The organism is Paenibacillus sp. FSL R5-0470 (genome assembly GCF_037975205.1).
In the GTDB taxonomy this organism is placed as follows: Bacteria; Bacillota; Bacilli; order Paenibacillales; family Paenibacillaceae; genus Paenibacillus_AQ.
In genome coordinates, this window is record NZ_CP150238.1 from 5,560,004 (window position 1) to 5,583,409 (window position 23,406).

At 46.5% G+C, this 23,406-nt stretch carries 18 protein-coding genes; 3 read left to right on the top strand and 15 right to left on the bottom strand.

Annotated elements, in window-relative coordinates; translation table 11 throughout:
- Window positions 1-31: 31 nt before the first annotated feature.
- The 9 genes from MKY99_RS24585 to MKY99_RS24625 form a co-directional block, all read right to left on the bottom strand.
- On the bottom strand, window positions 32-1,636 hold the full coding sequence (locus MKY99_RS24585) for a response regulator (RefSeq protein ID WP_339266841.1): 1,605 nt from the start codon (window positions 1,634-1,636) through the stop codon (window positions 32-34).
- The gene (locus MKY99_RS24590; protein ID WP_339266843.1) at window positions 1,633-3,429 is read right to left on the bottom strand and encodes a sensor histidine kinase; all 1,797 of its coding nucleotides are present in this window, start codon (window positions 3,427-3,429) and stop codon (window positions 1,633-1,635) included. Before MKY99_RS24590 ends, MKY99_RS24585 begins: the two co-directional genes overlap by 4 nt.
- A gap of 152 nt (window positions 3,430-3,581) precedes the next feature.
- Complete coding sequence (pgmB, locus tag MKY99_RS24595; RefSeq protein WP_339266845.1) at window positions 3,582-4,265, bottom strand: beta-phosphoglucomutase; 684 nt, start codon at window positions 4,263-4,265, stop codon at window positions 3,582-3,584.
- A gap of 1 nt (window position 4,266) precedes the next feature.
- Window positions 4,267-6,618 (bottom strand): glycosyl hydrolase family 65 protein, encoded by a 2,352-nt coding sequence (locus MKY99_RS24600; RefSeq protein ID WP_339266846.1) that lies wholly within the window; start codon window positions 6,616-6,618, stop codon window positions 4,267-4,269.
- A gap of 31 nt (window positions 6,619-6,649) precedes the next feature.
- The gene (locus MKY99_RS24605; RefSeq protein ID WP_339266848.1) at window positions 6,650-7,465 is read right to left on the bottom strand and encodes a carbohydrate ABC transporter permease; all 816 of its coding nucleotides are present in this window, start codon (window positions 7,463-7,465) and stop codon (window positions 6,650-6,652) included.
- Window positions 7,466-8,416: a sugar ABC transporter permease gene (locus MKY99_RS24610; RefSeq protein ID WP_052414714.1), complete on the bottom strand. Its 951-nt coding sequence runs from the start codon at window positions 8,414-8,416 to the stop codon at window positions 7,466-7,468.
- A 233-nt stretch (window positions 8,417-8,649) separates the two neighbouring features.
- Window positions 8,650-9,105, bottom strand: coding sequence for a cupin domain-containing protein (locus MKY99_RS24615; protein WP_076286056.1), 456 nt, complete (start codon window positions 9,103-9,105; stop codon window positions 8,650-8,652).
- A gap of 102 nt (window positions 9,106-9,207) precedes the next feature.
- A complete protein-coding gene (locus MKY99_RS24620; RefSeq protein WP_060621782.1) occupies window positions 9,208-10,143 on the bottom strand; it encodes an SPFH domain-containing protein in 936 nt (311 codons plus the stop codon).
- On the bottom strand, window positions 10,143-10,571 hold the full coding sequence (locus MKY99_RS24625; protein ID WP_076300470.1) for an NfeD family protein: 429 nt from the start codon (window positions 10,569-10,571) through the stop codon (window positions 10,143-10,145). Before MKY99_RS24625 ends, MKY99_RS24620 begins: the two co-directional genes overlap by 1 nt.
- 599 nt (window positions 10,572-11,170) lie before the next feature.
- Between MKY99_RS24625 and MKY99_RS24630 the strand changes: the two genes are divergently transcribed.
- Together MKY99_RS24630 and MKY99_RS24635 are read left to right on the top strand one after the other, a co-directional pair.
- Entirely contained in the window at window positions 11,171-13,105 is a 1,935-nt protein-coding gene (locus tag MKY99_RS24630) for a glycosyl hydrolase family 18 protein (protein ID WP_339266852.1), read from the top strand.
- A gap of 78 nt (window positions 13,106-13,183) precedes the next feature.
- Window positions 13,184-15,358: a glycosyl hydrolase family 18 protein gene (locus MKY99_RS24635; protein WP_339266854.1), complete on the top strand. Its 2,175-nt coding sequence runs from the start codon at window positions 13,184-13,186 to the stop codon at window positions 15,356-15,358.
- A gap of 119 nt (window positions 15,359-15,477) precedes the next feature.
- Here MKY99_RS24635 and MKY99_RS24640 read toward each other — a convergent pair whose 3' ends face one another.
- From MKY99_RS24640 to MKY99_RS24650, 3 genes are all read right to left on the bottom strand, one after another.
- The gene (locus tag MKY99_RS24640; RefSeq protein WP_339243345.1) at window positions 15,478-16,119 is read right to left on the bottom strand and encodes an XTP/dITP diphosphatase; all 642 of its coding nucleotides are present in this window, start codon (window positions 16,117-16,119) and stop codon (window positions 15,478-15,480) included.
- Window position 16,120: 1 nt separating this feature from the next.
- Entirely contained in the window at window positions 16,121-16,879 is a 759-nt protein-coding gene (gene rph, locus MKY99_RS24645; protein WP_076286052.1) for a ribonuclease PH, read from the bottom strand.
- Between the two features lie 164 nt (window positions 16,880-17,043).
- Entirely contained in the window at window positions 17,044-18,168 is a 1,125-nt protein-coding gene (locus tag MKY99_RS24650) for a GerMN domain-containing protein (protein WP_339248666.1), read from the bottom strand.
- A 272-nt stretch (window positions 18,169-18,440) separates the two neighbouring features.
- On the opposite strand from MKY99_RS24650, the gene MKY99_RS24655 reads away from it, so the two are divergent.
- Window positions 18,441-19,049 carry a phosphatidylglycerophosphatase A gene (locus MKY99_RS24655; protein ID WP_076286050.1) on the top strand — a complete coding sequence of 203 codons (609 nt, stop codon included), beginning with the start codon at window positions 18,441-18,443 and terminating at the stop codon, window positions 19,047-19,049.
- 646 nt (window positions 19,050-19,695) lie between these two features.
- On the opposite strand, the gene MKY99_RS24660 is transcribed toward MKY99_RS24655, so the two are convergent.
- The 3 genes from MKY99_RS24660 to MKY99_RS24670 form a co-directional block, all read right to left on the bottom strand.
- Window positions 19,696-20,766 (bottom strand): MBL fold metallo-hydrolase, encoded by a 1,071-nt coding sequence (locus MKY99_RS24660; protein ID WP_339266857.1) that lies wholly within the window; start codon window positions 20,764-20,766, stop codon window positions 19,696-19,698.
- A gap of 39 nt (window positions 20,767-20,805) precedes the next feature.
- Window positions 20,806-21,540 carry a class I SAM-dependent methyltransferase gene (locus tag MKY99_RS24665; RefSeq protein WP_076286049.1) on the bottom strand — a complete coding sequence of 245 codons (735 nt, stop codon included), beginning with the start codon at window positions 21,538-21,540 and terminating at the stop codon, window positions 20,806-20,808.
- A gap of 154 nt (window positions 21,541-21,694) precedes the next feature.
- Entirely contained in the window at window positions 21,695-23,386 is a 1,692-nt protein-coding gene (locus MKY99_RS24670; protein ID WP_339266859.1) for an alpha-glucosidase, read from the bottom strand.
- Between the last annotated feature and the right edge of the window lie 20 nt (window positions 23,387-23,406).

Below are 23,406 nucleotides of genomic sequence, written 5' to 3' on the forward strand. Positions count from 1 at the left end.
ACAGAGGATCTTTACATATCTTTGTGATTTTTTACTTTCCCATACTAGTCTTACGGTATTCGTTCGGAGGGAGCCCATAAATCTTCTTAAAGCTGATATAGTAGTTGTCAATACTGTTAAACCCTACCCTCTCCGCAATCTCATACGTTTTCAGCTTTCCTTCTTTAAGTAGCTCTAGAGACTTTTTCACACGATAGCCGTTGATATATGGAATCAGCATGGAACCCGTTTGCTCCTTAAAAATACGACTCAGATAGCTGTTGTTCAGACCGACATAACCTGCTAGCTCATTCAGTGTCAAATCTTGATTGTAATTCTGGTGAATATAATCAATGACCCTTTTAATCTTGTAGTTCGTAGATGTCGCCGCATCCGTATAACTCTCCTGTAGACTCTCCAACTCCTGGATCAGCAGCAGATGAAGATGCTCCAAACGCTCGGCTGACATAATTTCCTGCATCCCGGTATAGTCTTCCTCCCCACTGTCCTCCTTCATATGGGACTGAATCTGGCAGTGGAGATTCACGCACATTTCCAAGGTGGCATGCCGACCTAAAGATCTCTTATCCTTGATCGTAGCAAACATCTCATGAACTATGGCGATAGCAGAAGATACGTGCTTTTCATCCATTTCCTTGCGGATACGCTGTTCAAACAGGGTAAACAGTGCCTTATCATTCATTTCCTTGATGCTGCCTGGTTCGTAGACAACAACGTTGCTGCAATCCTCATAAAATAGCATTTCAGCAGATTCCTGAGCTTCATGATAGGCTTTGGGAATATCAAGCAGACGGGCATGCAGCCCGCTGATAAGAAAACTAACTTGTATGTTCAAAAACTGTTTCAATGTCTTTTCAATTTTACGGATAAGTCCCCAGCGTTCTTCAAGAATCTCATTCATACTTCTGATGCCGGAATACGTTTTTATAATAACCAGCTCGTTCGGACTCATCAGAAACAGCTCTAGCTCGCTGTACCGATGCAGCACCTCTTGCAAAATGTTGAGGATCGAAAAGCCGAGTAAATGCTCCATTCCCTTATTGTAACGTTCCTTCACCTTGTCATACTGATCAATCAACATGACGATGCAAAGCACATTAGGCTGTTTCAGATTCAAATCGTACAGCTTTGTCTTTTGCTCAATTTCCCACTCATGACGAACAACACCGATCGCTAAATCCCGTAAAAAAAGCGTTTTCAACTCATTTCGGTTCTTCTCCATATTTTGCTGTAAAGAAACAAGATGATCTCCCACAGGCTGATGATTCACCTGTGCCCGGACACGCTCCAACGCTTCAAATACAGCGGACTGGGTTAGATTCGGTTTATGAATATAATCGCATGCACCTAGCCTAAGCGCCTCTTGGGCATACTCAAACTCATTATGGCTGCTGAGAATAATAACTTTGCAGGAATGTTTGGCATGCCGGAGCTGCCTTAGAACCTCAAGCCCATCCATCAGTGGCATTCGGATATCCAAAAAGACCACATCCGGATGAAGCTCATCCATTTTCTCCAAAGCCTCTTTACCGTTTGCAGCTTCGCCTACTAGGTAATAGCCATGATGCTTCCAGTCCACAAATGTCTTAAAATTCATTCGAATAAAGGACTCGTCGTCCACAATCATGATTTTCATGCGTATCCCTCTTTCCTTGTTCCAGCGTAGTTCTGAGGATGCTCCATGGTAGGAATCAGGATAAGAACGGTGGTTCCTTCCCCTTTTACGCTATTTATAGTCACCCCGTACTTTTCTCCAAAATGAAGCTTCAATCTTCTGGAGACATTGCCCACACCAATGGAATTCATCGTTTGACCGTCTGACATTTCCTGTTGCAAGAGCCTACTTAGCTGTTCCTCCGAGATTCCCATCCCGTTGTCCGAGATCGTAAACTGAATATCGCTGCCTTTTCTCTGCACGCGTATACTCAAGTTATATTGACGGGAATCTTCTGCAAAGCCGTGAAACACCGCATTCTCTACAAAAGGCTGCACCATAAATTTTAACGTTCTGCATTCCAGAACATCCGGTGCAACATCGATTTCAAAATCAAACACATTGAAATACCTGAGCTGCAGCAGTTCCAGGTAGCTGTGTATAAAGGACGCTTCTTCCTCAATAGAAACAAACTCCTGAGTATTACGTGTGGAAAAGGACAGAACTTTGATCATGTCATCTACTGTTTCCGTAATGTTGTTCGCCATTTGAGCCTGCGCCATCCATTTAATCACGGAGAGCGTATTATAAATGAAATGCGGATTAATTTGATTTTGCAGCGCATTAAGTTCTGCACTCCGCTTCTTCTTCTCTTCAATCTTGGTTTGCTCAATCAAATCTTTGATTTCGACAGTCATTCGGTTAAAGGTACGCGACAGATGCCCTACTTCATCCAGACTATCCTGCTGAGCGGTAACATCAAAATCCCCCTTCTCTACCTTTCGCATCAGTCGATTGAGTCTTCGAATCGGATTGGAGATACTGCCGGATACTAGATAAGCAGTTACGAATCCCAGCACAATCAACAAAAGAAGCAAGAGTGTAGAAAAATTGCGTATCTGGTTACTTTCGGCGAGCAGCTTGTCACGAAGAACGATGCTGTAGAATTGCCATCCAGACATATTGGATTCATCGTGAACAACATAGTAGTTCTCATTGTCCGGCTTCATTTTTGCCATGACCTGACTATATTCCATCCCAATCATGGCCGGATCTGAGCTGAACACTACCATCCCTTCATCATCCACGATGAACTGGTTTACATCCTGTTTGTCATCCAGTCCGCTGAATAGCTTCTCAAGCTTATCCATCCGGAAATTAACGAGCAGCACACCAAGCTTCTGATAGGTGCCCACATCCACTAGTACACGGCCTACAGATAGTACAGGACGAGGCTTGGCATACATTTGTTTCTCCTCGTGCATGCCGACCAGAATGGGTCTCTCCGCATTATCCACAATAGTTCGGTACCATGATTCATACACCGGACTATATCTATAATTGAATGTCGTATCATAACCCCTGCGGTAGATTAATGAACTATTCACAGGGTAGATCAGAATAGAATCGATATCTGGATTAAATGTCATCAACTCTTTAAAAACGTTGTCACTTATGTAGCGGTAATCCATACTTTTTTCAAAAGTCTCATAGGTTACAGTAGAATAATCTTTCGACAAAATTTGCATCAGCCTTTCATCATAAAAAGGCTGCTCCGAGGATTTGAACATGCTGCTAACAAACGAGTCCGCAGTGGATACCATCTGCTGATTGGTCTCCTGAAACGATTTCACAATGCGGGATTCAAAAACAGACATAGCGTATATGTAAAAGTAAATACTAATGACCACGAGAGGAACAATCATCAACAGCGTGTAGGTCAAAAACAGCTTTTGCCGTATATTGCGATCCCGAAACCGACTCCATTTCCGCATGAAGAGATTCCTTCCTCCTGTAGAAAATTGTTGTATTATGACGAATCAATCTTATGTCATATCCTGGTTTGCTTCAATAGCAAACTATGTAAGCTGAACTATTCATACGAATTCGTTCAACTTACATAGTATTTTGAGATTTAACTTTTAAGTTAGCGTCCGGCCATATGCTGCTGAATCTCGGACAAAGATAGCTTCGATGTTTCCGAGATAATATAGTCCGCTTTCGACAGAATCTCAGCATCACCAACCCCTACGGCAAACATCCCCGCACTTTTTATCGCCTGAACTCCAGCCTCTGCATCCTCTACTCCAACACAATAATGGGGATCAACCCCCAGCTCCTCCGCTGCCTTCAAAAAAATATCCGGAGCCGGTTTCCCATGGGCTACATTTTCCGGATCGGCAATCACATGAAAATATGAATCTACCTTCAACTGCCGTAGCAGTGTCCCGGCATTACGGCTGGCCGAAGCTAACCCGATCGGTATTCCGGCATACTCGAGATCATGGAACAAATCCAGGATGCCTGGCAATATTTCAGATTTATCCACAGTCTGAATCAATCGCTTATAATTGTTGTTCTTCCGATCAGCCCATTCCTTTTTTTGTTCCAAAGTGAAGGCTGCACCGCCGTCCGGTAGTTGACTCAGTATTTTTTCCAAGGAAGCCATGCGGTCGATCCCCTTGAGCTGCTCATTAAATTCCAGGTCAAAGGGAATACCCAGCTCATCTGCCAGCTGTTTCCACGCTTCATAATGATATTTCGCCGTATCGGTTATCACTCCGTCCAGATCAAAAATAAAGGCTTGAATCTCCTGATGTTCTTTATTCACTTCACTTAGCCTCCTTCAAGTCTGTAACGATACGATCCTTCAACACGTATTCCCAGCCATGAATGAGCAAGGTAAGCTCACCCAATCCTGAAGTTAGGCGCTCCACCTCCAGCTTGTCACGGGTAACCGTCACCTGCAGACGCTCACCCTGCCAGGCAAGCGGGAAAGACAAGCGCTCCCAGGCCTGTGGAAGTTTCGGGTTCAGGCGAAGAGAGCCCTCCCAGGAACGAACCCCGCCAAAACCCATGATCGCTGCCTTCCAAATGCCGCCAATCGAAGCAGAATGAATACCTTCATCGCAGCTATGCATGTTCGTACCTAAATCAATGCGGGCTGCCTTGGCAAACATATCGTAAGCCAATTCCAGTTCATTGACATCGCTAGCCAGCATACTGTGCGTGGATAAGCTGAGCGAAGAGTCATGCAACGTTTTCGGCTCATAATAATGCCAATTCGCCGCTTTAGTCTCTTTAGAGAACCAGTCTTCCAGTAAGTAAAACAAAACGAGAATGTCCGCCTGCTTCGAAACCTGTATTTCACTGAGCTGGGGCATGCTGTAGTCGGCAAGAATGGAAGCCACTTGCTCCTGATTACGGTACTTCTCCAGATCAATAATTTGCTTGTTCAAATAAGTATCGTCCTGCGGAATGATGAACGAATGCATATCCGGCTGCGGCAGATAGATCTGCTTGGATTTATCCTCCCATTCCTTCAATCGCTCGGTTAGAGCCAACTTACTTTCCAAAGTCAAATAAACATCGCTTTGCGCTTGCATAAGCTTGCGGGAGCATTCGATTGCTTTTGTCATATTCCAGTAGGCCATATAGTTGGTGAATGCATTGTTAGAGACATGTTCCTTATATTCGTCCGGACCAATCACATCACAGATATGATACTTCTGTTCCTTATCGCTCCACTCCAGCCGGCTTGCCCAGAAGGTCGCTGTTTCGAATATAATCTCATATCCGTACCGATCCATATATTCCTGATCACCGGTAGCCTGATAATAATGCCACACGCCATATGCCACGTCCGCTGTAATATGCTGTTCGATTTTGCCTGTCCAAATAAAGGTTGGCTTTCCGGTAACGATATCTACAGGGCCCCACTCTGGCGTCTCTTCCTCGCCGGTTGCTGCGGATTCCCAAGGGTACATCGCGCCGCGATAACCATTGTCACGCGCTTTTGTTCTCGCACCGTTCAAGGTGTGATAGCGATATTCCACCAGCTTACGGGCTGTTTGCGGGTCCATATACAAAAAGTATGGCAGAATAAAAATTTCTGTGTCCCAGAATACATGTCCCTTGTATCCCTCTCCTGTAAGTCCTTTGGCACCTACAGAGAAACGACTGTCATGGGCAGGTGTCATCAGAAGCAAATGATACTGTGCAAACCGGATGGCCAACTGATCAAAGGAGTCGCTGCTCTTGATCTCAATGTTCGTTTTAGCCCATACACTTTTCCAAGCCTGCTCGTTTTCATTGAATAGTACATCAAAGCCTTTTTCTGCCTTCTTGCTGAGATATTCCCGGGCGGTATCCTGCAAAGCTTGATGCGCGGCCCCCCGATCTCTCCACTCCTTATCATAACTCGTATGCACCGAAGCCACTTTATCCAGCGTAATGCACTTGCCTACTTCCGCTTTAAGCTTGTAAGTCAGTGAAACTCTTCTGCGATCCATGCTCGGAGCTGGCGCAGTTGTAAGACGTCCCCCCCCCTCATACATCTGATGGACACACGTATGTACAAATTCAATATTCGACTCCGATGTCGTTGCGGTAAGCTGGAGCAGCTCTTTATCAAACACCCTCCGCTCACCTTCTATAAAATGCTGTGCGCCCGAATTTGTCATCTGCCCGTTGATACCGGAACGAATTGTAATTTCCGCGGATTTCGTCAGCGGGGTGATTTCCACCCGCATACCCATTAGATGCCGGTCCTGTAGCGATACGAACCGCAAGAAAGTCATCTTAAACTGATCGCCGTTCTCGTCCTCCCAGAGGATGTCACGCCGGAGCTCTCCTTGCCGTAAATCCAGCTCCCGACGGTAGCTGTGAATTTTCCCTTTTTCTAAATGAAATGGTTTACCATTCAGACGGATATCGAGCTGCACCATATCTGCGCCATTCGGAAGCTCAGTAACCTCCTGATTGGCAAAGCGGTTAAACGCTCCTGCAACAAACAAGTTGCGGCGTTCACCCGGATAGGACTCCTCTGTAGCAGCTCTTAGCCCAAGATATCCGTTACCCTGACAAAAAATTGTTTCAAACTTCCCTAAAAATCTAGCGTCAAACTCTGTTTCCGCAATCACCCATCCGTCATCGAGCGCATTCAATCCTGTATATTCAATCACTTTACATCCTCCTGTCTGAACGTATTCTGTATTAACCTTTCAATCCTGTAGTCGCAATGCCTTGCACCATATGGCGCTGGAACATCAAAAAGACGATAATGATTGGCAGGGTCAAGAGTACAACACCAGTCATCGTGAGGTTTGGCCATTCAAAATAACGATTCTTAAGTGTGTTCAGACCAACAGTCATTACATACCAACGACTGTCATTCACCAAGGTCACCGGCCAAACGAAAGAGTTCCATGTACCGGTAAAACTGAATATAATCTGTGTCCCGATTGCACCTTTGGATAACGGAAGCATAATCCGGTAGAAAATACCGATCTTGCTTAATCCGTCAACCTCCGCTGCCTCTTCAAGTTCCTTCGGCACGGTCAAGAAGAATTGACGCATCAGAAAGACAAGGAAGCCCTGGAACAGAAATGGAATAATGAGACCTTGGTAGCTGTTAAGCCATTTCATATCAACGATCATGGAGAAAATCGGAATAATCATCACTTGGTAAGGCACCATCATCATCCCGATCACTAGGAAAAACACTACACCTCTGCCCCGAAAATTAATACGAGCCAAGGAGTAGGCAGCCGTCGTATTAACAAACAAGTTACCAATCAAAATACCGAACGTTACGATGATCGAGTTTTTATACCAAATCAATATATCGGAAGTTTCGAAGATGTCCCTGTAGTTCTCAAATGTCCACTGGCTTGGAAGCACAAGATGCCCGATGTCTGCTTTGGACAAAAGTGAAGTATAGATGGCATAACCAAACGGTACGACGAAAAATATGGAGAATGCGAACAGTAGTACATATCGTAAAATTTGAGTTTTCCGGCTATGCATCATCTAAATCTCCTCCTTAAGAAAGCGTTTTTGAAGCATGGATAGCGCAATAATAAGGGCGAAAATAATAAATGCAGCCGCACTACCGTAACCGGAACGATTGAAACTGAATGCCTGACTATAGAAATAGGTTACTATCGTGCTCGTTGCGCCGGCCGGACTTCCGAGCGAGCCGTTTCTCGCCAAGGCATAAGGCTGGTCAAAAAGTTGCATGACGTTAATAATCCCGGACATGATGACAAGGAAGGTCACTGGTTTCAACATAGGTACCGTAAGCTTCCAGAACTGCTGCCATCCGTTCGCTCCGTCCACACGTCCTGCTTCATAAATATCGTTTGGAATGGTTTGCAATCCCCCCAAGTACACGACCATGTAGAATCCCACATAAGTCCAAATCGTCAGAATCATCAAAAATGGAAGTGCATACTTAACGTTGGCATACCAAGAAACGTCGGGGAAACCAAACCAAGTCAGCAATTGTGTTGCAATCCCTTCATTCTGCATGAACAGATACATAAATACGGTCGTCACTGCAATGGTTGAGGTAATATAAGGCATGTAATACAGCGTGCGGAACACACCTTTAAAGCGCATCACCTTGTTCAGGTTTACTGCAATCACCAAGGCGATGATTGCTTGCAGTGGTACCGCTACTACTGTCAACAATAAAGAATGGCTCAAGGCCGTCCAGAAGTCCTTATCCTGGACAATCTCCGCATAGTTTCCGAATCCAATAAATTTTGCCGCATCCGGATTTAGGAAGCTAATGTCCTGGAAGCTGTAAATTAATGATTGAACCAGCGGGTAATAAAACCAGATTCCCATCAAGATCAGGATGGGGGCGACAAACAAGTAGCCTACGAAATTTGATGAACTTCCCAATTCGGACAATCTTGACCCGAATCCGCGTTTTGACTTGTGTAGAGAGAGATTAGTTTCTAAATTTGGCTTCATGGTGTTACTCCTTCCACTTACGAACCCCTTGTTCGTATGTTTTTAGTAACTCCATCATATGAATTGCCCGGTTCTACTGGAATAGAGGATATTTACAAGACTCCGAGGATTTTTACATTGTGCATTTATGGTAGAGGAGGACTTAATATTTGGGGTAAAACAAAAAGTAGCGAGCCTCCCAAGATAGGAGACTCGCTACTTTTTGTTTTACCGTTTTGAAAGGATAAAGGGGTTTATTTCTCAATCAGTTTGAAATCATCAAAATGGAATTCAGGAGAAACGATACAGGATACCAGTACTGGTTCTGATCCTAACGGGCGAGCCGCCTGCCATACGCCTGCTGGAACTACTACCTGCGGCTGTTGACCTGCAGCAATATCGAGACCCAGAATAACTTCCTGCACATTCTCAGGCTTATCTCCATTACCTCCGAGACTAAGAACTATTGGACTACCGGAATGCCAGAACCAAACTTCATCGGACAAAACAGTATGCCAATCAGATTGTTCCCCCTCGTGAAGTAGAAAATAAATTGAAGATGCCGAATGGCGCGATCCGGAATAGCTATCCCCAAGCACTTCCTGCGGAATTTCAAATTCGGAGTTCCAAAGTCTTTTGTACCAACCGCCCTCAACATGGGGCTGTAATCCGAGCAGTTCAACTAACGGTGAGATTTCTTTTTGTGTCACGGTAGCTTCTCTCCTTCAAAGTTTGCATGAGCAACAATAGCTTCGTATGCATAAGGTTGTTTTTGCTTTTTACTTTAACGGAAGAAGCACGAATTGTAAAATCTATTTACTATCCTTGCTCGCTTTGAATACCTCAGCGATCGCCCCAAGACTTCCCAGCGTTTCAACAGCGCTTGTCGGCAAGAACACTTTATTTGCAGGACCTTTGGCGATTTCAGCCAGAGCCTCGAAGGAGCGATATGCGAGCACCTGCTCATCCAGACCTGCTGAGCGAATCAGCTCAATGCGTGATTTTTCTGCTTCAGCCACTGCTTGAATTGCTTTCGCCTCACCATGAGCTTCCAGCTCCTGTGCTTGTCTTGAACCCTCTGCTTGGCGGATACGTGCTTCCTTGTCGCCTTCTGCCTTCAGAATCTTGCTCTGCTTATCCCCTTCAGCACGCAGGATCATATCTTGCTTGGCAGCTTCCGCTTCCAAAACAATCGCCCGTTTGCTCCGCTCCGCTTTCATCTGCTTATCCATTGCTTCTTGAATATCGAGCGGCGGCTTGATATCGATGACTTCCACACGCTCGATTCTTACGCCCCACTTCTCTGTAGCTTCATCAAGCGCCAGACGAATATCAGTTGAGATTTTTTCACGCCCAGACAGCGTTTCGTCCAATTCCAGCTTACCAATAATTTGCCGCATTGTTGCCGTTGAAATGTTTCTTACCCCATATACATAATCGGAAATGCCATACGTAGCTTCCTCTGGTCCCACTACCTGATAGAAAATAATCGTGTCGATCTGCACCTGCACGTTATCCTTCGTGATCACCGTTTGCGGAGGCACATTCGCTTGTTGAATCCTTAGATCATGGTAAGTACGCACCTGATCAATCACAGGTATCAGAATGTTCAGACCCGGCGTCAGTAGACGATTGAATTTACCCAGACGTTCCACTACACCTACCCGTTGTTGCGGTACGATTTTGATCGTTAATGCTACAAATACTACGACTACCACTAGAATAATTGAAATAATTGCCCATTCCATTAGTTCATGTCCCCCCATCGTTCTACTTCGATAATGGTTGTGCCTCTCTTCACTACTCTGACTACTTCGTCCTTGCCCAAAGACTGGTCAGAGCTCGCGCTCCACGTATCTCCGCCTACCTTCACTTGCCCATAGCGCCCTTGCTCAATCGGCTCAATGACGACTCCTTGCCTGCCTACGATTTCTGTGCCTGTATCCTTGAACCCACGTGAACTGCGAAATTTAGAAACCAGTGGTTTCGAGAATATAGTCAGACCAAGTGCGACCAGTGATCCGAGGATCACCTGAAACAAAATGGCTTCAGGAACAATCAACGACACCAAACCTGCGGCCAACGCACCAATACTAAGCCATAGCAAATAAAAAGTAAGCGTCATCATCTCTACAACAAACAGGACACCGGCTGCGATCAACCAAAACACAACCATCGGTGAACCCACCACCTTCCTTATGATACTACTATAACGAAAAGAAACAGCGATGCGTTGCATAGTTCCGTAAAATTATTGCAGGCATGTATATAATTTATATTCATAACATCGGAGGTTATGTGTTCTGCATGAGTTTCCTTAAAAAGAGGACATACACCTTTTCTATCAAAGTTCCCAATAAACAAGTATCCATGAATTAGAAAAATATCCCCCTATATTACTGAATTTTATCCCTAGCATAATCGCTCTCTATGCTTGAAAATAAGAAATGCCTTCACCCATAAATAAGAAATTAATCCTAATTATTGAACTTCAAACCCACTCTTCTACTCACCCTACACCCCTTCAACAATGTTACATTTACAAGTTTATCAAAAAGGAATCCTTAAAACAGCAGTTTAGAAAGCGCTTACTTGTTGTGTAAGCTTTATGTGGACCGCTTTTTTTGCTGCTAAATCTATGAAATGGGTGTCAGTAGAATGAGAGATTTGCAAGGGTGAAGGTACAGTGAATTTCAAACTATGGGAGGTGAAGGTTGGGATTTCTTGCCGAAAAGAATTTCGAACTACACATTGAACCTTGGAGGTATAAAATCAATGATATTCACGAAAAAAAGTTCACGTAAGACCTTTGCGATCGCGATGATCGCCGCGCTTGTTCTTACACTTTTTTCAGCCCTGGGTAGTAGTGCCAAAACGGCCAACGCCGCACAGGATTATAAACTGGTTGGTTATTACGCTTCTTGGGCCGCTTACGGGCGGGCTTACAATGTATCAGATATCGATCCCACCAAAATGAATGTCATTAACTACGCCTTTGCAGATATTTGTTGGAATGGTATTCACGGCAACCCTGACCCTACTGGCCCTAATCCGGTAACTTGGAGCTGTCAAAATGAGCAAGCACAGACCATTAACGTTCCGAACGGCACGATTGTACTGGGTGACCCGTGGATTGACACCGGAAAGAGCTTTGGGGATGACAAATGGGATGATCCCATCAAAGGTAACCTGAAGCAGCTGTGGAAGCTGAAAGAAAAGAACCCGAACCTGAAAACGTTGATCTCCGTTGGAGGCTGGACCTGGTCGAACCGCTTCTCGGATGTGGCGGCTACGGCCGTAACCCGTGAGGTTTTTGCCAACTCTGCGGTAGACTTTATTCGTAAATATAAAATGGACGGAGTCGATCTCGACTGGGAGTACCCAGTCAGCGGTGGGCTTGCAGGCAACAGCTACCGTCCCGAAGACAAGGAGAACTATGTCCTTCTTCTGCAAAAAATCCGTGAGAAGCTAAATGCTGCCGGTCAGACCGACGGAAAAACCTATCTGCTGACCATTGCTTCCGGTGCAGGACCGACGTACGTCAATAACAATAATCTTGCAGGTATTGCTTCCATTGTTGACTGGATTAATATTATGACCTATGACTTCAACGGGAGCTGGAATAAGACCACCGGTCACAATGCTCCTTTGTACTATGATCCAGCCGCTTCTGCATCAGGCCTGACCGAACCGCAAAATTTCAACGTCGATAACGCAGTATCCAGCTATTTAGCAAATGGCGTACCCGCGAACAAGTTAGTGCTTGGTATGGGATTCTATGGCCGTGGTTGGGGAGGTGCTCCTGCCGCAGGAAATGGCCAATATCAATTGTCCGCTGGTATTTCGTCCACGGGTACATGGGAAAAGGGCAGTTATGACTTCTATGACCTCGAAGCTAATTACATTAACAAAAACGGCTATACCCGTTATTGGAATGACATTTCTAAAGTGCCTTATCTCTATAATCCAACAAACCAAACTTATATCAGCTATGACGACGTAGAATCTTTTGGCCATAAGATCAGTTATCTCAAATCAAAAGGCCTAGCGGGTGCCATGTTCTGGGAGACAAGTGGTGACCGGAACAAAACACTGACCAACAAGCTGAACGCCGACCTTGGCGGAGGAGTGGTACAGCCGACACCGACACCGACACCAACCGCAACAACAACTCCCACACCATCGCCTACGGCAACAGCAACTCCAACCGCAACTCCGACTCCTACGGTAACTCCAACGCCGACAGCTACTCCAGGACAATGCGCAGCGGCGTGGAACCAGACTGCCGTATATACTGGCGGCCAGCAAGTTTCTTACAACGGTTCAGTCTATGAAGCTAAGTGGTGGACTCAAGGCGATCGTCCCGACCTTAGCGGTGCTGCTGGAGTCTGGAAATTCATCAACGTATGCGGGACAGCAACTCCGACTCCGACGGCAACAGTGGCACCAACCGCAACTCCCACACCAACGGCCACTGTAACACCGACAGCAACAGTAGCACCAACCGCAACAGTAGCACCGACAGCAACTCCGGCTCCAACCGCAACTGTAGCACCGACCCCTGGGAGTTCTAGCTGGATTGTAGGAATCGCTTACAAAACGGGTGACATCGTTAGCTACAACGCCAAAACGTATACTTGCCTCCAGCCCCATACTTCACTTCAAGGCTGGGAACCAGCGACCACACCCGCACTTTGGAAGCTGAATTAAGACTCATTATTAACGCGAAAGGATCACCGTTCCTAATCTACTCCCGCAGTTATATTATCCCTTTTGGAGGAATGTTAAATGAACATAAGTACACGTAATAGGCGAAGTAAATCCGCACGCTACATTGCGGCCTTAATGAGCGCCATCATTCTGCTTCCGCTATATACAAGTGCAGGTGGATCGTCGCAAGTAGTCTTAGCAGCAGGGACGACGCCTACTGCTCCAGCTCCGGCTGCAGATCATCCGCGTAAAATTGTAGCTTACTTCCCGGAGTGGGGAGATCAGGAGAACAAAGGATTTTATACTGTCGATAAAATACCGTGGGGCAAAATCACTCACATTAACTATGCGTTCGCCAAGGTAAACTCTCAAACGAACAAGATTGATCTGATGGACCGTACAGCAGCTATCGAAAAAGACTACCCTGACCAATTAACTAATTTGCCGTATAAAGGACATTTTAATCAACTCGTAAAGTATAAGCAGTTATACCCCGATGTCCGCACCCTGATTTCGGTTGGTGGTTGGTCGGGTTCTGGTGGTTTTTATAACATGGCCAATTCGGAAGCTGGCCGCGAGACCTTTGCCAACAGTGTTGTGGATTTTCTACGTACCTACCAATTCAACGGTGTGGACATTGATTGGGAGTACCCATCTGGTACTGGTCAATCAGGTAACCCGAATGACTTCAGTGTGGCTGAGCCGCTGCGCACAGTGAATTACAACAACTATGTTCTCCTCATGAAAAAGCTTCGTGAAAAGCTGGATCAGGCAGGCGCACAAGACAATCAGAAATATGACCTAACCATCGCCGCAACCGCCTCCTCTTGGATTCTGGGCGGAATGAAGCTAGGGGAAGCTAACCAGTATTTGGACTGGGCGAACCTTATGACCTATGATTTCCACGGCGCTTGGAATGGATATGTTGGGCCGCATTCCGCCCTGTACCCGGATTCTCGTGATACTGAAACAGCTGCGCTGGGCACTCCGGTTCTGAATACCGACTGGGCCGTTCGATACTATTTGGGTACGCTTCCTCCGGAAAAAATCGTCATCGGAGTTCCTTATTACTCACGTGGCTGGAAGAATGTAAATGGAGGCATCAACAACACCGGTCTTTATGGTACAGCTCCTACAACCGGAGGTGGAGCCGACGGCGTTTACGGAATCTGGAATGATCCTGCACCAGAGCAGCCGGCTGGCGCAAATCCAATCTGGCATGTGCTGAATCTGCTCAAAGATCCAGCGAACAAACGTTATTTCGATCCCGTTACCAAAACTCCATACTTGTTTAACGCAGACAAGAAGGTTTTTCTTACGTATGAAGATAAGGAGTCACTCGGCTACAAACTGGATTATATCAAGCAAAAAGGCTTGGGAGGAATGATGTTCTGGGAACTGACCGGCGACTACTCTGAAAAGAGTGATGGCACCTATACGTACGGCAACTCGTTGACCGATTTTGCCTATGACCAGCTTAAGACAGCCTCTCTGCCAGGTGGAACTCCGAAGCCACAACTACCTGCACCTACGAACTTCAGTCTTAGCTTCAGTGGCGCTTACGATCATCCAAATTACACTTACTCCCTGAAAATAACGAATAACACAGGCGCGGATATCTCCGGTGGCTGGAAGCTGGAATTCGATCTACCGACAACAACAACCTTGACCTCTGCATGGGGAGCCGGTACTGTAGAGCAAATCTCTACGGATTGGGACTTTAATCGCTATCGTATTACCGGGACTGCATCTCAAACGATTGCAAACGGAGCCACACTGGAAGTTCCAGGCATGATGAAGCTGAATTTCTCGGGTGGTCCTCAGCGAATTACACTGAACGGAAGCTCGTCCCAGCAGGAATACGACAAACTGTATGGAGGCATCACTCCAACGCCTACACCTACGACAACACCAACGCCTACTCCAACAGCGACACCGACACCAACTGCGACACCAACACCTGTGCCTACCGTAACACCAACACCAACCGCAACGCCGACACCGACTGTAACACCAACGCCGACTGCAACCGCAACACCTACTCCAACGCCGACCGTTGCACCAACACCGACTGCAACCATAGCACCTACGCCAACGCCAAATCCAGGAGTATCTGCCTGGGCAGCGGGAGTCGCATACAAAGCGGGTGATAAGGTTAGCTACAACGGGTTAACGTATACATGTTTACAGCCCCACACTTCACTGCTGGGCTGGGAACCGACCGCTACACCCGCACTCTGGAAGCTGAACTAATTCAATAAAATTATAAGCCTAGCCTTACAAATCAAAAGAAGCTTGCAAATCAAGGTACACCCCTTGGATTTGCAAGCTTCTTTATTTCATCTCATATGCGACCGCATAGAGATGTAGGATTAGGAATTCAAGTCGTTAGCAGCAGCTAGCTTCTCAGTCAGCGACCTTAGCGCAGTTCCTCGGTGGCTAATCCGCTGCTTCTCTTCGAGCGTTAGCTCGGCCATTGTCTTTTCATATTCCGCCAAGTAAAACAACGGATCGTAGCCGAAGCCTCCACCACCAGCAGGTTCGGATGTGATCCATCCCTCCACTGCACCTTCAGCGGTTAACTCCCGTCCTGAGCTTGGATCGTATAAGGACAATGTACAGACAAACCGAGCTGTACTTAGCAAAGGCTGTCCGGTATCCTCGCCCTGTTTTAGCTTCTCAAGTTCGCTAAGCAGCTTCAGATTGTTCTCTTCATCTCCTGCATTTTCCCCTGCGTAACGTGCAGAGTACACACCCGGTTGGCCATCCAAAGCGTCTACGCAAAGACCCGAATCATCAGCGAGTACCGGGATTCCAAGGGCGTCACCTACGGCTTTGGATTTTTTAAAGGCGTTCTCGGCAAAAGTGGCTCCGTCTTCCACCACATCGGGCAGATCCGGATAGTCGTACATACTTTTCACTGTCAGCCCTAACGGGGCAAAAGCATGCTCGAATTCGCGTACTTTCCCCTTATTCTTCGTCGCAACAATAAGAATACCGCCGTCAGACTTCATGCTACACCTCTTGGCCCGGCTGGCCGGAAGGGATTTTGAGAGCAATCGCTCCAAGCGCTTCTTTCTGCGCAGCAATCAGTTCATAGATTCCCTTCTCACCTAGACCCAGCAAAAGATCCAGCTCTTGACGAGTGAACGGTCTTTCTTCGCCAGTCCCTTGAAGTTCAACAAAGGCACCGCCGCCAGTCATAACTACATTCATATCTACTTTTGCTTTGGAATCTTCTTCATAATTCAAATCGAGCAGCGTTTTATCCCCTACAACACCGACACTGATTGCCCCCAAGAAATCTGTTATAGGAAACACAGGCAACTTGTGCTGAAGTGCAATTTTGTTAATAGCAAATGCCATAGCAACAAAAGCACCTGTAATCGAAGCGGTCCGCGTACCACCATCCGCCTGAATCACATCACAGTCCAGCGTAATACTACGCTCGCCTAACGCATGTAAATTCACTACGGAACGAAGCGCTCGTCCGATCAGCCGTTGGATCTCCATAGTCCGTCCGGTAAGCTTACCACGTGCAGCTTCACGCTGATTACGGGATTGAGTTGCCCGAGGAAGCATCGAATATTCAGCGGTTACCCAGCCTTTTCCTTGCCCTTTAAGAAATGGAGGCACTTTTTCCTCCACAGTAGCCGTACAAATGACTTTGGTATCTCCCATTTCAATGATCACGGAGCCCTCAGCATATTTATTCGTTTGGGTTGTTATTGTCAGCGGCCGTAATTGGTCGTCGTTTCGCCCGTTTGATCTCATCTTTTCTGCCTCCTACATCGTATAGCTAAAAGTTTAGCGTGAGTCCCATTGCCCCGTCATAAATACCGAGTAGCACAATGCTTGGGACGTAACGTCTTTTTGAGCAACTTTTATTCTACCAAAGAGGAGGCACAAAAGCATCTTTTAAACCTTACAGGGTCATTCTATAACGGGATCTCATTCAAATATTCAGGTGCGGAAACAGGTTTGCTGTAGTCCACATTATCTGTATCCGTAATCGATTCCTTGCCGTTCAAGCGAATTTGTACCAGAGAATCATCCGAATTTTGCGCAACCGTCAGTACGACCGATTCCAGCATTTCAGCGGGTACACCTTTACCATCTGTGAACATATCATCCGTCAAGGACACGGTAACTACACCGTTCTGCCCAGCATCAACGGAATCAAGTATCGTCCCCTGTGTCATGACCATTTCCAGCCCATTTCCGGATTCAGGACCTGCAATCAATTCGTTCAAAGCAGCAGTCAGCTGTTCTTGTCCGGCGGGTACAAATCGGGTTACAGGTACATAATATTGGATACCGTCAGGAGATGTTGTGGAAAAATAAACAGTAACCGCACTGGAGTTCATCAGAAGTGGACCTTGCTTCGGCAAGTTTATGCCCATTGTGCGGGTTAATGGACGATCCAGCGGAGTTCCTTGAAGCGGCATCTCTGTGAGCTTTTTACCATCTACCCAGAGCTGTACACTTTTAATGTCATCTTGACCGGTCAGCGTCCAAGTGATAGCTTCGAGGATTTTACGTTCCTCTAAAGGATCATAGTTATTGAATTCTTTATTAAATTCCACGACAGCTAAATTCGACTTCTTATCTACCGTAATATTTTGAACTTCCGTTCCAGCTGGAAGAACGCCTAGGAAGCCTTCAGGCACTGATGAAGCATATTCTCCCTTGCTCACTAATGCCATTAACGAGTTTTTGAGTGCGCTGGAATCTTTGCTCTTTGGCAAGCTTAGGGATACAGGAGCGAGTAATCCATTACCATCTTCCAAAAATACAGTTGTCCGATCTCCGGAAGCATTGCCCTGTGAAGTTTTGGTGCTGCCTTTAACCGCTGTCTGTGTATCATCCTGTGTCACAGGACCGAACACACCTGAATCCAACGTAGTATTTCCACTAGTCTGTAACATTTGTGCTTCAACCTCTGGTGGCGGAGCATCAATCGATGCCGATTCTGAACCAAACAGCCCACAGCCGGACAGTGCCAGTGGAACTGCGAGTAAGCATACTGCGGAGATTCCGCGGATTTGTTGCATAGGTTTCATCATTTATTACCCCTTTCAAGGTTAGATATCATTTGTACTGCTATGTATACGAGACCTTTGTCCAAAAAATAACAACAGCTTATCCTAAATTGTTGGAAAAGCCTGTGAACTACTTCTTCATCTCAAGTAGGGCCTGGATTTCAGTTCGCTGAAACTTCCCTCGCTGGACAAATACTTCCAGTAAACGTACAATCTGAGGTAACAACAGTCCTTAACATCATACTAACGTTTGCTGTAATGAAATGACTTACTAAACAACGAGGTGACTGAACATGGCTGATGACAAAATCGAAAAAATTCCGTACAGTCTGAACAGCAAGGCCGTCGCAGATGCGACCAAATTCTGGCTGAACAAGCGTGGAGTAACCCTGGAAGAAATCGCGGAACTCGTTATGTTCCTGCAACAGAAATACTATCCGAATTTAACGATGGATGAATGTATCCATAATGTAGAGATGGTGCTTAGCAAGCGAGAAGTACAAAATGCAGTACTAACAGGCATTCAATTAGATGTAATGGCAGAAGAGGGCAAGCTGTTCTCCCCACTTCAAGATATGATCGAAAATGATGAGGGATTGTACGGCGTAGATGAGATTCTTGCCTTCTCTATCGTGAACGTATACGGCAGTATCGGATTTACCAACTATGGCTATGTGGACAAGCTGAAGCCAGGCGTTCTTCAAAGGCTAAATGACAAAAGTACCGGACAAATCCACACCTATCTCGACGACATCGTTGGAGCCGTGGCGGCGGCAGCCAGTAGCCGAATCGCACACCGCAAGCAAGCGGAGCGCGAAATTGAGCTGGATCTGCCTCACACACCAGAGGATCGCGAAGAGGCCGCTAGGAAACTTGCGGAATATGATGAAACTCCGGAGTGAGGAGTTTTAGGTACACCTGAATGATGAGTTTCAGATCGACTATATGAAACTCTGAGGAAAAAGCGATTGTTTCACAGCCCTGCGTGCTGTTGAGACAATCGCTTTTTTGTGGGTAGCGGACGAGGAGTTCTACGATGGTGCTTCTACTATGGGGGTTCTACGGTGGGGATTCTAAAGGAGCTCGTTGCCTATAGGGAAATCCTCCCTATAAAATAACGACTTTGGCTCAAATCCAAAATTATAGGGTAAAATTCCCTTTAATAGCTACCAACAGTTAGTTACTCTACATAAGAAGCGTTTCGCACACGTTGTCGGACTCAGCAGACGCTATACTCACTAATCACCCTTAATTTGAACACTTTCGGACTCCAGAGACGCTATTCGCTCAAAAATGACCAAAACCACTACTCTGCACTAGTAATAACGCCTTTCCGGTCCGATACTAACCTCAAAAGCCCCAAAATCCACGAATAGCGTCACTTGATTCCGAATACATACGCTAACGCATGAATATGGAAGCGATCGAAGGATGAATAGAGGGACGGAGGGACAAGGTTACTTAAATACAAAAAGAGCAGTCCCCACAATCAGGACTGCTCTTAAACTTTATACTCATCTACTTCACTTCGATCTTGCAAGATACTCTCTAGCTAATATGTTCTCCAACACTTTCAGCTGCGTCGAACAAGAAACCGCCGTCTGCCTCCAGCATGACTGCCCGTCCCCGGCGCACTAATTCCGCCAAATGCGCCAGGGTCTCACTCATCGCAAAGCGCATCTGATGAACAGTCGTTACTCGGCTGCGAAACAGGAATTCGCACACCGCGAATCCGCTGAGCGGACCGCTGGTGAGCAGCGCCGCCGCTGTATCCAGCCGCTCCTCATGATGAGCGAGCAGGCTGCTTACCCGGTGCGCGAAGCCAGCGAAGGGCTCGCGATGACCCGGGAACGCCATGCTAACCGGGTAGCTGCCCAGTTCCCGCAGCCCCTGAATGAACGTCTGCAGCGGCTGTGGATCGCTACCTGGCAGCAGGCTGACATTGGGCGAGATCTGCGGGAGCACAGCGTCCCCACAGATCATAAGCCCGCTGTCAGCATGATACAGGCTCACATGCCCCGGTGCATGTCCGCCGGTAATAATGAGCTGCCATTCACGGTCGCCCATCTTGAAGGGCTCCGCCACATTGAAATAAGAAACGGCAGGCTGCGGCTCCACTTGGGAATTAAAGCTTTCCAAGTGGGCTTTAATCCCGTTCGACCACTGTTCCGTCATCCCATGCCGGATGAAATAATCCGGTAAGATCTCATTTATGCCTACATCATTGTCTACGCCATTTCCCGTATCTTCATCCATGTCATTCCCCTGATCTTCACCAGTGCCCAAGCCCCACATCAACCTAGCCTCCGCATGGGCGCGCTCCGTCATCCACACTTTACAGCCACTCTGTGACTGCAGCCACCCGGTTAATCCATAATGATCGGGATGATGATGCGTGACGACGATATCCCGAATATCCATCCACGACAAGTCCAGCTCCTGCAGAATGCCGAGCCAGCAATTCTCTGTATCCGGGCTGCGCGGACCCGGATCGATAATAGTGACTCTGCCATCTTCGTCCGAAAGAATATAGCTGTTCACTTGACGAAGAGGCGAGTCCATGGGTACCGAGACTTGGAGAATGTTCTTGTCCCATGAAGTAAGCTCTGCCTTAGACATGGAGCGTTCACCACCTTTAAATCTTTTTCCGGAAACCATTTAGGGACGTGTTCCACCAAAGATCATCCGCGTGGACCTTTCTGCATCATAAACCTCATCTTCATAGCTGCCATGTACAGCTTCGAGCTGCAAGCCCGCTTTCTCAATCATTTCCTTGAACTCCTCCAGTGAATAAAGCTTCACACGCTCATGATATTGACGAGGCGTAGGGTCATTCTTAGTGGTTAGAATGATGTCCTTCTTCACATAACCATCCTCAATCCGGCGTGACTCATCTATCAAATTCTCTCCGTCCTCACGCGTAGAATGCGGCACCAGATGACGAATCACATGCGCAGGATTCAAAAAATCAATAACAAACTTGCCACCTGGCTTCAGCAGACGATAGATTTCACGCAGAACCTTTACTTGCTCCTCATCTTTTTCAAAATAACCAAAAGAAGTGAACAGATTAACTACGGCATCGAATCCTCCATCTAGTGGTAAATCACGCATGTCGGAACGGATCCAGGTTACCTTCTCCGCCCCGACTTGAGATCGAGCTTCACGCAGCAAGACCTCCGACAAATCCACTCCGGTAACCTCGTATCCTTCCTTCGCAAGTGCCAGAGAATGACGTCCCATCCCACAACATAAATCCAGCACTTTCGAACCTGGGGGCAGTCTCAGCCAGGCGATCATCTGATCTACTTCTTTACGTGCTCCACCGAAATCCCGGTGCTTATACACGATCAGGTAATCCTCTCCGAAGCTCTTTTCATACCATTCAGTCATGTTGTCTCTCCTCTCCTCCTACAGGCGTCATCCCGCAACTCCACTTCATGTATGCTAATGTATCGCCATTGTACAGTCTTTTGCTGACAAACTCAAAGAAGAGTCATCATCTTGACCTCTTGGGCTTTAATGACAACTCTTATTGAAACTTCGTTTACACACGCTGCTGCAAATATACCCTTGCTTCATAAGGACGAAGCTTGAAAGAACGAATATCCTGATCTTTTGACTCCGTGTAATTACTGATTAATAACTCCAGCTGATCGGGATCGAACCCCGCTGGCCATTCGAATTCAGGCTCTCTATCAAAAAAATTCAAAATAACCAACAATCGCTGTTCCTCTAAAGTTCTGGTATACACATAAATCTCAGTATGCTCTGCAAGCAGTAGCTCATATGATCCGTACACGATCACCTTGTATTTTTTTCTTAACGCTATCAGCTGTTTATAGTAGTTGTAGATAGAATCCGGATCTTTAACCGCATTGCCAGCGTTAATCTCCATATGGTTGGAATTCACTTCAATCCAGGGTGTCCCTGTTGTAAAGCCACCTGCATGTCCATCGTCCCATTGCATGGGGGTACGGGCATTGTCCCGGCTTTTATGATGAATCGCAGACATAATCTGCTCTTCTGGAACACCGTTTTTTCGCTTTTCTTCATAATAATTAAGTGTCTCCACATCCCGGTATTCATCAATGGAATCGAAACAGACATTCGTCATGCCGATTTCTTCTCCTTGATAAATGTAAGGTGTCCCTTCCAACATATGAATAAAGGTCGCAAGCATTTTTGCAGAAGGAATCCGGTAAAAGAGATCGTTCCCGAACCGAGACACCGAACGCGGCTGATCATGGTTACATAAATAGTTCGCATTCCAGCCTCTCTCATGTAAAACTGTCTGCCAGCTACTCATGATCTTTTTCAGTTCAAGTAGACTCCAGGGAACCACATCCCATTTCCCACTACCCGGCGAAGCGGCATCCAGAAACATATGTTCAAACTGAAAAGTCATATTCAGCTCCCGGCGTCCGTCACCTACATAATCCAGCGCCTGCTCTGGTCCGAGTCCCGAAGTCTCTCCTACCGTCATAATATCGTAGAAATATAACACCTTATCGTATAGATTCTGTAGCAAGGTATGCACATCCTCCAGATTGGAGAACATACCGTAGGCCCTTACCGTAGGTGTTCCGTTCGGGTTGTCTGCATCTGGATACCCTTTCGTCTTCACGATATGTGCAATCGCATCAAAACGAAATCCATCCACACCCTTCTTCAGCCACCACTCCACCATTTCATGCAGCTTATCAATGACCACAGGATTCTCCCAGTTCAGATCGGGCTGGTATTTGGAGTAGAGATGTAGATAATATTCATCCGTCCGCGGATCAAGCTCCCATACCGAGCCACTGAAATAAGACTCCCAGTTGTTCGGGGGGCCGCCATTTTTACCTTTTCGCCAAATATAATAGTCCCGTTTAGGATTGTCCTTCGACGACCTGGATTCTACAAACCAAGGATGCTCATGTGACGTGTGGTTCAGAACCAAATCCATCATCAGCTTCATTCCACGTGCGTGCAACTCCCTGAGCAACTGGTCAAAATCATCCATCGTACCGAATTCCTTCATAATGTCACAGTAATCACTGATATCATACCCGTTATCATGGTTAGGTGATTTATAAATAGGACAGACCCAGATCACATCTACACCTAGGCCCTGTAGATAATCCAGTCTGGATATAATACCTTGCAAGTCTCCGATTCCATCTCCGTTACTGTCCATGAAGCTGATCGGATAAATCTGATACACGACGCTTTCTTTCCACCATTTGGGGTTCATAACTCGGTTACCTCCTATTT